We start from the raw sequence: 12,901 nt of genomic DNA on the forward strand, positions 1-12,901 counted from the left end.
GATACTCCTTCTAAACAATTTATTGAAAATAACGCTCGCCCAACCGCACATCATTTTTGGGGATATCAAATACGCGGTAGTAACGAATAAAGACGATGATGGCGGTGACAAAAGCCAACAGAGCAAATGCAAGGTCCAGCAAAATAATGTATTGCAGACCAATGTTAGAGAGGTATCCGGTGATTAATGGGATAATAAAGTTAGCTACGCCACCCATCATCATATAAATACTGGTGACTTTGGCTTTGCTCCTGGGAAAGAACTCCGACATCACCGAAACACCGAGCTGTAAAATACCGCCAGCGGCAGAAAACCCAATGAGAAATGAACCGGCGTTACAAACCAGCGGAGATGGGTATAAATAGATAACGGCTGCGGTGATGGTTGCCAGTCCGGCGTTAAATACATTCGCCCAAATAGGCCGTACCCATTTTTTCAACAGTGCGGCAAAGATAAATACGCAGACCAACGAACCCATACTGTAGTAAGAGATTGTTTTCAGGGCGTCGGATTCTGCCATACCGGCAAAGGCCATCGCATATTTCGGCATCCAGACTACGATGACGTAAAAAGTCGAAAAGGCAGCAACACCAAACATGACGGATGCCACACCTTCCAGCCAGACCAACGGTTTACTGTTCATCTGTGGCAGATCTTTCGCGATGCCAGCATCCACCATCTGGCTGGGGAAACGACTTTTTAGCAGCATCAGGGTAATGACTACAAACAACGCACCCGGGATAATGACCGCATAACCGTACCAGATATGGTTGAGCAGCATGGTGCTGACGACGATGGGATAGATCATCTGCCCAAACGATACCATAGCTTTTACCAGGATAACGGCTGAGCCAGAGGCTTTAGGGAAGCATTCCATTAACGCCGGGTACCCACCGGTATCCAGTGCCGAGTTTGCCACGCCAACGCAAACGGCCAGAATAAAGGCAATCATCAGATTAGGGCTGGCGGGAATACCGAAGAAGAACAGTATATAAAGAATCGCCCCTAACAGAATGATAGCCCGACGACCAAATTTATCTGAGAGCACGCCAAAGAATAAGATGCTCACCAGTCGCCCCAGACCAATGCCTGAAATCAAATAGGCAATTCCTGCATTGTCGGTGGAAAACTTTTCTGCAAGAGAGGTCATATTTTGCGCCAGTGTTATGACGCTAATACCGTGTAGGAAATAACTTAAATAAATACAGGTTATCGCCAAAAGAAATGGCGTATTAAAGGTCTTGCTTTGAGACATTTTCACAACTCCTTGCGGATTTTAAAATTGTTCTGTGCTCGTCGATATTGTTTAAATTGCGGCGACCTTGTAATTAATATACCGGGCGGCAGCCACAGAACCTACATAGCATGGCGTTTAAGTTACCAGGTATATTGCATAACACACTGTGAAATTGAACTCTGCCAGCCGGTGTTTTGCTGATGTTTTAAAATATATGCCAATTATTTTGCAGAAGGGGGGAACAATATTGCATCCACGCTATTCTACGGCTTGTATCATTTTTAGCTGATGCTTTGACGCGATGTGGCTGCGATAACCAATAAACAACGCCAACAGGAACCCGACAGCAGCTATGCCAGTATCAAACCACATGATGTGAGCAATACTGGTTTCTGAGAGTTTTGCTGTTATCAATGGAATGGTGAAGGTCGCAATGCTGCCCGCGCTATAGTAAATCCCGGTCGCTTTACCCTTCGCATGCGGAAAGCGTGCGGCCATAAGCGTTAAACCGATTTGCACAACGCCCCCGGCGGAAGAAAAACCGATGACAAACGCAAAGATAATGACCACGTAGGGTGTCGGATGCAGACAAACCATCAGCAGTGCGACAAATGAGATAAACGTATACAGCATCAGCATCGATGTCGCGCGTTCTGCTTTTCGCGCCAGCGGGGCGGTGATCAGCACACACAGTAGAGAGCCGCAGGTATAAATGCTTAACAGTTTGATAGATAACGTATAGGACATTCCGGCGACAAACTGTCCGTATTGCGCCAGCCACTGGCTTACCAGGTAAAATGTTGCCATTGCGATGTAGCCGTACAGGGTGTAACTGGCAAGGTCGAGCAGGGAGCAACGATGTTCAGGTTGTGCGGTTTCCCGTTCTGCAGGTTGAGCCCGGATGACGGTATGAGGCCCGGGGTGTGGCGGAAACCGACAGCGAAACAAAAATACGCCGTTGAGTACCATAACGGCTGCAGCCAGCAGGAAGGACCAGCCAAACCAAAGTTCGGCCCACACCAGCAGACTGATAATCATTGGCAGCAGGAATTGACCGCTGGAGACGAAGGCTTTTATCAAAATATTGGCCGTGCTGGGTGAGCGGGGGAACGCCTCCATCAGGCTGGGATAGGTTCCGGCATCGAGAAAACTGTTTGCCATTCCTGCTAAAAAACCAAAAGCATAGGCAAGAACAATACTGTGAGTATTTATGATGCCAATAAAGAAAATCAGGTAGCAGGTCATACCAAGGATAATAAATGGTCTGCGACCGTAGCGATCGGAAAGCATCCCTGCCACTAATAAAACGCTTAAGCGGCCGATACCGAGTGAGGAAATAACAATCGAGACGCCCGCAGCATTGGTTTGCCACTGTTGTTCCAGCGAAGACATATTGAGGCTCATCAGAATGACCCCCATGCCGTGAACCAGGTAATTTAGGTACAGCCCTATCGCAGTGGAGAAATAGGTGTTTTTCATAATGTGTTACTCAGCGAAGAGGCTAAATAGGTATGGCGTTGCAATCTCTTAACACATACGCTCGAGATCGTGAGCATAGAGTTCAACAGCAGCCGACTGATAGATTTTCCAGTCGAGAAAACCATCGTGGTGATAAACCGCCTGAAAAGCGTTCAGATCGGGGAAAAAACGCATGGTGTTATTACCGATACGGTTATTTATTTTGTCGATAATTGCATTAATTCTTAACTTCCTCCTGGCTTTCATTTCTGAACAAATGCGGATGATGTCGTCTGGAATTTCTCTTTCACCCTTTTCCCATTGTTGCCAGGCGGCAACATTGTCATCGCGCGCGATATACCTCGCGCTTTCTTCCACCGTCATAGCAAAAATATGGCGGATCGCCTGTAGCTCTAATGCGTTCATTATTTGGTCACTTCATAAAAGACGTTAGAATAGTAATAACATTGCTGTGGATATTTCGGCTTGAAGAGAGTCACAGTATTTTGTGCAATATTATTTGTTCCTTGACGGGGAAGATAATGTGTTGGTGCGTTAAGGTTGGTGGAGTGGCGCGCGAAGGATAAAAAAAAGCCCATCGTGGGAGATGGGCAAAGACTACACACAGCAATTCGTTGTTTCACTCAGGGGATTTCCATGCTTATAAATCAATGTGTTGATCTAAAGCCATGGGCTAATAGTAGGCATAGTGATTTTTTACGTCGATCAGATTCATCTCAATAGTTTAAAAACTGTAAAGGATTTGCGACACAAATGATTATTTTAAGAAAGACAAGGTTAGGTCTAATCCCGCAAGAGGGAGGATTGATTAGTATTGTTAAACAATCAGGCGGCGCTGCCGCCTGATGTTGGATTACTTATTGCGTTCGATTTCAGCAATTTCTTCGAGGATTTCATCCGGATTGGTACCTGGCGCAGGGGCTTCGTTTACCCAGGCGGAGAACAGACGCCAGGAAACGGCCAGTACCACTGGGCCGATAAACAGACCAATCATGCCGAAGGCAATCAGTCCACCGATGACCCCGGAGAGAATCAGGATCAGTGGCAAATCGGCACCCATACGAATCAGCATCGGTCGAATCACGTTATCCAGTGTTCCGACCACGCCGCTCCACACCAACAGCACGGTGCCCCAGGTGGAATCCCCCGTCCAGTATAGCCAGATAATGGCCGGAATCAGCACCGGCAACGGCCCCAGTTGCACCAGACAAGACAGGATCATCAATACCGCCAGCAGCGTGGCGTAAGGCACGCCGGTTACCGCCAGACCAATTCCCCCGAGCACTGCCTGCACCAGAGCGGTGACCACAACGCCCAATGCGACGGCGCGAATGGCTTGCGCGGCCAGCAAAATGGCAGCATCGCCACGTTTAGAGGCAAGACGGCAAGCGAAGTGACGAATACCTAATGCGACCTGTTCACCGCGCCAGTACAACAGGGCACTGAACAGCAGCATCAGACCACAGTGCATCATAAAGCGGCCGATATGCGCGGCCTGACCGACGAACCAGGTGGTGGTGGTACCGATATAAGGACGAACCTTGGCCATAATGGCCGAGCCGCCCATATCCAGTAAGCTGTGCCATGCGCCATACATTTTGGCACCCACCAGTGGAATGCTGTTCAACCATGCCAGATCCGGTAGCGTCATATCACCTGCGGTTACGGCATGGATTAGCGGCCCGCTGCCATCGACGATACTGTTAACCAGCAGCGCGATGGGGATGATGAACAACAGCACTAACAACAGCGTCATCACCAGTACGGCAAGTGAACGGCGTCCCCAGAGCAATTTTTGTAAGCGTAGCAGGATAGGCCAGGTCGCAATGACAATCGTGCCTGCCCAGGCAAAACCAAGGATAAAGGGCTGAACAATCCAGAGACAGGCCACAATCAGGATGGCTAAAAACAGCACCGATAGCAGCACTTGTGCAATATCCCTGGGCTGACGGAAATTTACCATAAATACTTTTCACCTTTGTCTTTGCGCCAGAACGTTGACGCGACGTGAATACTTAAATGACACCCTGTAATGATGAGCAATTTCAGCGGTTTTGAACAGGCGGATTCTGCCTGTAAATCTGCTGAGCGTATTAGAAAAAAATGTGATACAACAAACAAAGCAACACGCAAACGATTAAATTCACAACACAGACCGCAGGAAAGGGTCACTATAATGATTCCACAAATTTCTCAGGCGCCAGGTGTCGTTCAACTGGTGCTCAATTTTTTGCAGGCGCTGGAGCAGCAAGGATTCACGGGTGATACGGCAACGAGCTATGCCGATCGTCTGACAATGTCGACGGATAACAGTATTTATCAGCTGCTTCCTGATGCTGTCGTTTTCCCTCGTTCAACCGCAGATGTGGCGCTAATCGCCCGTCTGGCGGCAGAACCGCTTTTCTCGTCGTTGATTTTTACCCCACGCGGCGGCGGCACCGGGACCAACGGTCAGGCGCTGAATCAGGGCATTATTGTTGATATGTCCCGCTATATGAGCCGCATTATTGAAATCAACCCGCAAGAAGGTTGGGTGCGGGTAGAAGCCGGGGTGATAAAAGACCAGCTCAACCAGTTTCTGAAGCCATACGGCTATTTCTTTGCCCCCGAATTATCCACCAGTAACCGGGCAACGCTCGGCGGGATGATCAACACCGATGCGTCCGGGCAAGGATCGTTGGTTTACGGTAAAACTTCCGATCATGTGTTGGGCATCCGTGCGGTGCTGATGGGCGGTGATATTCTGGATACCCAGCCCATGCCGGTCGAGCTTGCCGAAATGCTGGGTAAAAGCAATACCACGATTGGCCGTATCTATAAGACCGTTTATGAGCGTTGTCGTGATAACCGACAGCTGATCATGGATAAATTCCCGAAACTTAATCGCTTCCTGACGGGTTACGATCTGCGGCACGTCTTTAACGATGAGATGACCGAATTTGATTTAACCCGCATTCTTACCGGCTCTGAAGGTACGCTGGCGTTTATCACCGAAGCCCGCCTTGATATCACGCCACTGCCCAAAGTCAGACAGTTAGTTAACGTTAAGTACGATTCGTTTGATTCGGCGTTGCGTAACGCGCCGGTGATGGTGGAAGCGCGCGCACTGTCGGTAGAAACCGTCGACTCCAAAGTACTCAATCTGGCGCGTGAAGACATCGTCTGGCACTCGGTAAGCGAACTGATTACCGATGTAGCGGATAAAGAGATGCTGGGCCTGAATATTGTCGAGTTTGCCGGTGACGACGAAACCTTGATTAATTCGCAAGTCAGCGCACTCTGCGAACGCCTGGATGGGTTAATCGCTCGTCAGGAAGCGGGCGTTATTGGCTGGCAGCTGTGTACCGAGCTGGCGGGTGTCGAACGTATTTACGCCATGCGTAAAAAGGCCGTCGGTCTGCTGGGCAATGCAAAAGGTTCAGCGAAGCCAATTCCATTTGCCGAGGATACCTGCGTTCCACCGGAGCATCTGGCTGACTATATTGCCGAGTTTCGCGCGCTGCTCGACAGCCATGGTCTGAGTTACGGCATGTTCGGCCACGTGGATGCTGGCGTGCTGCACGTCAGACCGGCGTTGGATATGTGCGACCCGCAGCAGGAAGTGCTGATGAAACGCATTTCTGATGATGTGGTCGCGCTGACGGCAAAATATGGCGGTCTGTTGTGGGGTGAGCACGGGAAAGGTTTCCGTGCGGAATACAGTCCGGCATTTTTCGGTGATGAACTGTATCGTGAACTGCGCAAAGTGAAATCGGTGTTTGATCCGCAAAACCGGCTCAATCCCGGCAAAATCTGTCCACCGGAAGACGTTGATGCGCCGATGATGAAAGTGGACGCGGTGAAACGCGGAACGTATGACCGTCAAATCCCGCTGGCCGTACGCCAGGAGTGGCGTGGGGCAATGGAGTGTAATGGCAACGGGTTATGCTTTAACTTCGATGCGAAAAGCCCCATGTGTCCGTCGATGAAAATCAGCCTTAACCGTATCCATTCTCCGAAAGGGCGAGCTACGCTGGTACGTGAATGGCTGCGTCTGTTGGCCGATCGCGGGATCGATCCTGTGCAACTGGAAAAAGAGCTACCGGAGAAACGCGCCAGTTTACGCACGCTGATTACCCGTACTCGCAACAGCTGGCATGCACGCAAGGGCGAATACGATTTCTCGCACGAAGTAAAAGAGGCGATGTCAGGGTGCCTGGCGTGTAAAGCCTGTTCCACACAGTGTCCGATTAAAATTGATGTGCCGGAGTTTCGCTCACGCTTCCTGCAGCTGTACCACACGCGTTATCTGCGCCCGTTGCGCGATCATATGGTGGCGACCGTTGAGAGCTATGCACCGCTAATGGCGCGGGCGCCTAAAACGTTTAACTTCTTCATCAATCAGCCGCTGGTGCGAAATCTGGCTAAAAAGCACATTGGAATGGTTGATTTACCGCTGTTGTCTGCGCCGTCGCTGCAACGCCAACTGGTGGGACATCGTTCCGCCAATATGACGCTGGAACAGCTCGAATTACTCAGCCTCGAGCAAAAAGCCCGTACGGTGCTGGTGGTGCAGGACCCTTTCACCAGCTATTACGATGCGCAGGTGGTCGCTGATTTTATACGTCTGGTAGAAAAACTGGGTATGCAGCCGGTACTGCTGCCGTTTTCGCCAAATGGCAAGGCGCAGCACATTAAAGGCTTTTTAAACCGTTTTGCCAAAACGGCGAAAAAGACATCCGAGTTTCTTAACCGTGTAGCGAAGCTGAATATTCCGATGGTGGGAGTTGATCCGGCGCTGGTGCTTTGTTATCGCGATGAATACAAGCTGGTGCTGGGAGAACTGCGGGGTGATTTCCATGTGCTGCTGGCCAACGAATGGTTATCGAAAGCTGTGGAAACACAGCAGTCAGTCGCTGTTGGCGGTGAACCGTGGTACTTCTTTGGCCACTGTACCGAAGTGACGGCTTTGCCGGGCGCGCCTGCACAGTGGGCGACTATTTTTGCTCGCTTTGGCGCAAAGCTGGAGAACGTCAGCGTGGGATGCTGTGGTATGGCTGGCACCTACGGGCACGAAGTGAAAAATCACCAAAACTCATTGGGGATCTATGAGTTATCATGGCACCAGGCAATGCAACGATTGCCACGTAACCGTTGTCTGGCTACAGGGTACTCCTGTCGCAGCCAGGTTAAACGCGTTGAAGGTACGGGCGTTCGCCACCCATTACAGGCACTGCTGGAGATTATAGGATGATCTGGAAACGTGAAGTCACACTCGAGGCGCTTAATGCCATGGGTCAAGGAAATATGGTTGGGTTGCTCGATATTCGTTTTGTGCACATTGGCGACGATACGCTGGAAGCGACGATGCCGGTGGACCATCGCACCAAACAACCCTTTGGGTTGTTGCACGGCGGCGCATCCGTGGTGCTGGCGGAAAGTATTGGTTCGGTAGCGGGATACCTTTGTACTCAGGGTGAGCAGAAAGTGGTGGGCCTGGAGATCAACGCCAACCATATCCGTTCTGCACGGGAAGGGCACGTCAGGGGCGTATGTCGCGCGTTACATACTGGTTCTCGTCACCAGGTGTGGCAAATAGAAATATTCGATGAGCAGGGACGATTGTGCTGCACGTCGCGTCTGACGACCGCAATTTTGTGATGCATATTGCTTTTGGTCATTATCTGCACAGGGAATGGTGTTATACTGTGCAGGTTTTGAACACAAGCGAGGATGATATGTCTACCCAATTAGACCCGGCCCAACTGGCAATAGAGTTTTTACGTCGTGATAAAACCGATCTTTCACCGGCTCAGTACCTGAAAAGGCTGAAACAGCTTGAGCTGGAGTTTGCAGATCTGTTAGCACTCTCTTCAACTGAACTGAAAGAAGAGATCTATTTTGCCTGGCGCATGGGCGTTCATTGATTCCGGTATGCTTATCGTAACGAAACCCCGACATGTGTTCGGGGTTATTTTTTGCCTTAAATCTTCATTACCACTTCATCTCGCCACTGTTAACCTTCGCACTTAGTTCCAGCGAGCTTACGTCTGCAAGGCCTGGCCATGCTGCCGTCATGGTTTTAATCACATAGTCCGATCCTTTCTTCGCCCCTAGCGCCTGCTCAAACGACTGCAAATAGTCCTGAGTGAAGCGGATCGCTTTATCGCCGGTTGGGCGTTCACCAATGTAATGACCCGGGACCACCTGAGTGGGCTGTAAGCTCTGCATTTCGCTCAGCACGCTACGCCATGCACTACGTTGTTGTTCAGACTGTGTATCCGCCGTCCAGACGTGAATACCTGAAGCCACGCCTGTGCCGCCAATAATGGCCCGATTCGCCGGGATCCAGATATACGCTGCATAATCGTTGGCGTGACGCAGTTCCAGCGTTTCGCCATCAACCGTGAACTGCGTTTGCGTAGTCGCCTGCGGAACGGTGAGCGATGTTGGCGCGCCGTCCTTCATTTGCGGGCCCCAGAACTGCAGCTTGGCCTCTTTGGTGGCGCGGATATGGTCTACCACCTGCGGCGTTGCCAGGACTTTTACCTGTGGGAAGGCTTTGACGATGGGTTGCAGACCAAAATAGAAATCCGGATCGCCGGAAGTGATCACGATAGCCTTCAGCGTTTTACCGCTGGCGCGAATCATCTGAACCAACTGTTCGCCATCTTTGGTGCTGAACTGGGCGTCAAACAAAATCGCCTCTTTTGGGCCAGACACCAGCGTCGAAGAGACCGGGAAAATAGCCTTATCTTGCGGATTATAGACGTCCAGCTGTAGCGGCGCGGCGAAAGCTGAAGACGCAAACAGAGGTAACAGCAGAGCCAGAGTTTTAATTTTCATACCAGGTAACCTTGTGCAGGAAATTGTCTTTTGATAGTTCCCGTATTTTAAGGCAATTCGGATCTGTTAGAATTCCCTCATTAGGACATGCTGAGTTTCATAAAACGATCGGATGGGATGCAATGGACAGAGTGATGGCGGCAACAGTATTCAACCATATCTGTGATTTGGGCAGTCTGAGCGCTGCCGCGCGTGCGCTGGGGCTTTCCCGTCCGATGGTCAGTCGTTACCTTGACGAGATGGAAAAATGGGCAGGTGCAAGGCTTATCCATCGCTCATCGCGTCGCTTGACGATCACGCCAGCGGGTGAAGAGGCATTACTGAAGACGCGTTCTCTGGCGCAACTTTCGCTGGACATAGGTGCCGCCAGTGGGGCGCAAATTCCCTCCGGCACGCTACGTGTGGCCTGCGCCCATTTTACTGCCATGCATATTCTTGCTCCGGTTCTGCCGTCGTTTATGGAGCAATATCCGCAATTACGTATTGAGGTGGAGATCAATAATCAACCGGTAAGCCTTGTGGGGGAACGCATCGATGTGGCGATCCGCATAACGGAAAATCCCGAGCCAGGAACCATCGCCCGTCGGTTGGGCGACTGTAAATCGGTACTTTGCGCGTCCGCAGATTATTTGCATCAACATGGCACGCCTGAGACAATCGACGATCTCACACGGCACAATTGCCTTTACTACAGCGGTTTTGCCGGACAATCCTGGCACTTTGTGGATGCTCAGGGGCAGTCTGTCTCCGTTGCAATCAAAGGGAATTTGAGTGCAGGGATCTCTTCGCTGCTCTGCGAGTCGGCGGTGTCAGGAATGGGGATCGCGTTGGTGCCAGAGCTGGAGGCGCAGGAAGGGCTGGCGCAGGGAAAGCTAATTCGATTACTGCCAGAACTTCAACCTAAATGCCTGCCGATTTATGGTTTATACCTTTCACGTGAACATCAATCCGCAGGGCTACGCCTGCTGCTGGACACGCTCAGTGAGGCACAGTGTTAAATATGTGATTGAACGCGTTTATAAAAGAGTCAAACCGCAATTAGTGTTAAAAAAAACTAATCAGTGTATGAGATTCTTCTTATCGCCCCTTCAAGAGCTAAGCCAATATGAGTGCCGGAGATAAGCGCCGGATGGGGCCGGAACCCTTAAGCCTGCCAACAAGCAGACTTAAGGGTTTTTTGTTGCTTGTTTATTATTTGAATTGTTTTTCCCTACCTTCATCCCCACCTATCCCTTAAATAGACATTTTCTATACATCTTTTGTCATTTGACCTGACTGAACGATTGGATTTTCATAATCCATTATTAATCAATGCATTGAACAAAATAATCCATCCCTGTAAACCCTCGCTGCAGGGGCTATGCTTAGTAAAAGTAGCCAAAAAGGGCGATTAACCCGAATGCCCCTGCTGTTGAGGGGTTGAAGTGATAATCATTATCACTAACATGATGTTATAGCTTTAAAGCTAGTGACTCGAGGTAACCCTATGGAATTGCATTCAGGAACATTTAACCCGGACGATTTTGCCTGGCGTGGACTGACGTTAACGCCAGCGGCTGCGGCGCATATCTGTGAGCTGGTGGCAAAGCAACCTGACATGTTGGGCGTACGGTTAGGCGTGAAGCAAACAGGGTGCGCGGGATTCGGCTACGTGCTGGATACCGTCCGCCAACCTGAAAAAGACGATCTGCTGTTTGAAACGGAGGGCGCCAGACTTTATGTGCCGTTGCAGGCGATGCCGTTCATTGACGGCACAGAAGTCGATTTCGTTCGCGAAGGATTAAACCAGTTATTTAAATTTCATAACCCGAAAGCCCAGAACGAATGCGGCTGTGGCGAAAGTTTTGGGGTATAGGCGGTACTATGTCTCGTAATACTGAAGCAACTGACGATGTCAACACCTGGGCTGGCGGGCACCTTAATTACAAAGAGGGCTTCTTCACCCAACTGCAAACCGATGAGCTGGCAAAAGGGATCAATGAAGATGTCGTGCGCGCGATTTCGGCAAAACGAAATGAACCCGACTGGATGCTGGAATTTCGCCTGAATGCCTTTAAAGCGTGGCTGACCATGGAAGAACCACACTGGCTTAAAGCGCATTACGACAAACTGAATTATCAGGAGTACAGCTATTACTCCGCACCTTCCTGCGGTAACTGCGATGAAACCTGTGCGTCTGAACCGGGAGCGGTACAGCAAACGGGCGCGAATGCATTTTTAAGCAAAGAGGTTGAGGACGCATTCGAACAGCTTGGCGTGCCGGTACGTGAAGGCAAAGAAGTGGCGGTTGATGCTATTTTCGACTCGGTATCGGTAGCGACCACTTATCGCGACAAACTGGCGGAGCAGGGCATTATTTTCTGTTCGTTCGGTGAGGCCATTCACGATCATCCTGAGCTGGTAAAACAGTACATGGGCACGGTTGTCCCCGGCAATGACAATTTCTTTGCCGCGCTGAATGCGGCGGTGGCATCTGACGGCACGTTTATTTATGTACCGAAAGGCGTGCGTTGCCCAATGGAGCTGTCGACCTATTTCCGTATCAATGCGGAAAAAACCGGGCAGTTTGAACGCACCATTCTGGTTGCGGATGAGGGCAGCTACGTCAGCTATATCGAAGGCTGTTCAGCCCCGGTGCGCGACAGTTACCAACTACACGCGGCGGTGGTGGAAGTCATCATCCACAAAGATGCCGAAGTGAAATACTCCACGGTGCAAAACTGGTTTCCCGGCGATGGCAATACGGGCGGTATTTTGAATTTCGTCACCAAGCGCGCACTCTGCGAAGGCGAAAACAGCAAAATGTCGTGGACGCAGTCGGAGACCGGCTCGGCCATTACCTGGAAATACCCAAGCTGCATTTTGCGTGGCGACAACTCGATCGGCGAATTCTACTCAGTCGCGCTGACCAGTGGACATCAGCAGGCCGATACCGGCACCAAAATGATCCACATTGGCAAAAACACCAAATCGACCATTATCTCGAAAGGGATCTCCGCCGGACACAGTCAGAACAGTTATCGCGGCTTAGTGAAAATCATGCCGACCGCTACTAACGCCCGCAACTATACCCAATGCGACTCGATGTTGATCGGTGCGGATTGTGGGGCACACACCTTCCCGTATGTGGAGTGTCGTAACAATAGCGCCCAGCTTGAACATGAAGCCACCACGTCGCGTATTGGTGAAGACCAGTTGTTTTACTGCCTGCAGCGCGGCATCAGTGAAGAGGATGCCATTTCTATGATCGTGAATGGTTTCTGTAAAGACGTGTTCTCTGAACTGCCGCTGGAGTTTGCCGTGGAAGCGCAAAAACTTCTCGCCATAAGTCTTGAGCACAGCGTCGGTTAAATTTTAAGG

At 50.5% G+C, this 12,901-nt stretch carries 11 protein-coding genes and 1 other RNA gene; 6 read left to right on the top strand and 6 right to left on the bottom strand.

The genetic code is table 11. From position 1 onward, the window contains the following. Positions 1–19: 19 nt before the first annotated feature. The 5 genes from OGY71_RS12390 to ydiK all read right to left on the bottom strand — a co-directional run bounded on the left by OGY71_RS12390 (position 20) and on the right by ydiK (position 4,679). A complete protein-coding gene (locus OGY71_RS12390) occupies positions 20–1,255 on the bottom strand; it encodes an MFS transporter (protein WP_003832627.1) in 1,236 nt (411 codons plus the stop codon). Positions 1,256–1,495: 240 nt separating this feature from the next. Continuing rightward, a complete protein-coding gene (locus OGY71_RS12395) occupies positions 1,496–2,716 on the bottom strand; it encodes an MFS transporter (RefSeq protein ID WP_003832629.1) in 1,221 nt (406 codons plus the stop codon). 48 nt (positions 2,717–2,764) lie between these two features. Then, positions 2,765–3,121: a YdiL family protein gene (locus tag OGY71_RS12400; protein WP_003832631.1), complete on the bottom strand. Its 357-nt coding sequence runs from the start codon at positions 3,119–3,121 to the stop codon at positions 2,765–2,767. A 157-nt stretch (positions 3,122–3,278) separates the two neighbouring features. Further along, positions 3,279–3,386: antisense sRNA RprA (gene rprA, locus OGY71_RS12405), an RNA gene on the bottom strand. A gap of 183 nt (positions 3,387–3,569) precedes the next feature. Then, entirely contained in the window at positions 3,570–4,679 is a 1,110-nt protein-coding gene (gene ydiK / locus OGY71_RS12410; protein ID WP_003832632.1) for an AI-2E family transporter YdiK, read from the bottom strand. Between the two features lie 213 nt (positions 4,680–4,892). Between ydiK and ydiJ the strand changes: the two genes are divergently transcribed. The 3 genes from ydiJ (at position 4,893) to OGY71_RS12425 (ending at position 8,622) form a co-directional block, all read left to right on the top strand. After that, positions 4,893–7,949 (top strand): D-2-hydroxyglutarate dehydrogenase YdiJ, encoded by a 3,057-nt coding sequence (ydiJ, locus tag OGY71_RS12415; protein ID WP_063941510.1) that lies wholly within the window; start codon positions 4,893–4,895, stop codon positions 7,947–7,949. Next, positions 7,946–8,356 (top strand): 1,4-dihydroxy-2-naphthoyl-CoA hydrolase, encoded by a 411-nt coding sequence (gene menI, locus OGY71_RS12420; protein ID WP_003832637.1) that lies wholly within the window; start codon positions 7,946–7,948, stop codon positions 8,354–8,356. The genes ydiJ and menI overlap by 4 nt, the downstream gene beginning before the upstream one ends. Before the next feature lie 77 nt (positions 8,357–8,433). Then, the gene (locus tag OGY71_RS12425; RefSeq protein ID WP_003030540.1) at positions 8,434–8,622 is read left to right on the top strand and encodes a YdiH family protein; all 189 of its coding nucleotides are present in this window, start codon (positions 8,434–8,436) and stop codon (positions 8,620–8,622) included. A 67-nt stretch (positions 8,623–8,689) separates the two neighbouring features. Here the strand turns inward: OGY71_RS12425 and OGY71_RS12430 are convergent, their stop codons facing one another. Beyond that, positions 8,690–9,541 (bottom strand): Vmh family MBL fold metallo-hydrolase, encoded by an 852-nt coding sequence (locus tag OGY71_RS12430; protein ID WP_003832641.1) that lies wholly within the window; start codon positions 9,539–9,541, stop codon positions 8,690–8,692. 122 nt (positions 9,542–9,663) lie between these two features. On the opposite strand from OGY71_RS12430, the gene OGY71_RS12435 reads away from it, so the two are divergent. The 3 genes from OGY71_RS12435 to sufB all read left to right on the top strand — a co-directional run bounded on the left by OGY71_RS12435 (position 9,664) and on the right by sufB (position 12,892). Next, positions 9,664–10,539: a LysR family transcriptional regulator gene (locus tag OGY71_RS12435; RefSeq protein ID WP_003832643.1), complete on the top strand. Its 876-nt coding sequence runs from the start codon at positions 9,664–9,666 to the stop codon at positions 10,537–10,539. A 488-nt stretch (positions 10,540–11,027) separates the two neighbouring features. Further along, a complete protein-coding gene (sufA, locus tag OGY71_RS12440) occupies positions 11,028–11,396 on the top strand; it encodes a Fe-S cluster assembly scaffold SufA (protein WP_286613373.1) in 369 nt (122 codons plus the stop codon). 8 nt (positions 11,397–11,404) lie between these two features. Next, positions 11,405–12,892, top strand: coding sequence for a Fe-S cluster assembly protein SufB (gene sufB, locus OGY71_RS12445; RefSeq protein ID WP_286613374.1), 1,488 nt, complete (start codon positions 11,405–11,407; stop codon positions 12,890–12,892). Positions 12,893–12,901 lie beyond the last annotated feature (9 nt).

Source organism: Citrobacter sp. Cpo109, from assembly GCF_030332565.1.
In the GTDB taxonomy this organism is placed as follows: Bacteria; Pseudomonadota; Gammaproteobacteria; order Enterobacterales; family Enterobacteriaceae; genus Citrobacter; species Citrobacter portucalensis.

Coding starts and splice junctions, on each gene's coding strand:
- OGY71_RS12390 (WP_003832627.1), bottom strand. CDS start 1,255: ATGTCTCAAAGCAAGACCTTTAATACGCCATTTCTTTTGGCGATAACC.
- OGY71_RS12395 (WP_003832629.1), bottom strand. CDS start 2,716: ATGAAAAACACCTATTTCTCCACTGCGATAGGGCTGTACCTAAATTAC.
- OGY71_RS12400 (WP_003832631.1), bottom strand. CDS start 3,121: ATGAACGCATTAGAGCTACAGGCGATCCGCCATATTTTTGCTATGACG.
- ydiK (WP_003832632.1), bottom strand. CDS start 4,679: ATGGTAAATTTCCGTCAGCCCAGGGATATTGCACAAGTGCTGCTATCG.
- ydiJ (WP_063941510.1), top strand. CDS start 4,893: ATGATTCCACAAATTTCTCAGGCGCCAGGTGTCGTTCAACTGGTGCTC.
- menI (WP_003832637.1), top strand. CDS start 7,946: ATGATCTGGAAACGTGAAGTCACACTCGAGGCGCTTAATGCCATGGGT.
- OGY71_RS12425 (WP_003030540.1), top strand. CDS start 8,434: ATGTCTACCCAATTAGACCCGGCCCAACTGGCAATAGAGTTTTTACGT.
- OGY71_RS12430 (WP_003832641.1), bottom strand. CDS start 9,541: ATGAAAATTAAAACTCTGGCTCTGCTGTTACCTCTGTTTGCGTCTTCA.
- OGY71_RS12435 (WP_003832643.1), top strand. CDS start 9,664: ATGGACAGAGTGATGGCGGCAACAGTATTCAACCATATCTGTGATTTG.
- sufA (WP_286613373.1), top strand. CDS start 11,028: ATGGAATTGCATTCAGGAACATTTAACCCGGACGATTTTGCCTGGCGT.
- sufB (WP_286613374.1), top strand. CDS start 11,405: ATGTCTCGTAATACTGAAGCAACTGACGATGTCAACACCTGGGCTGGC.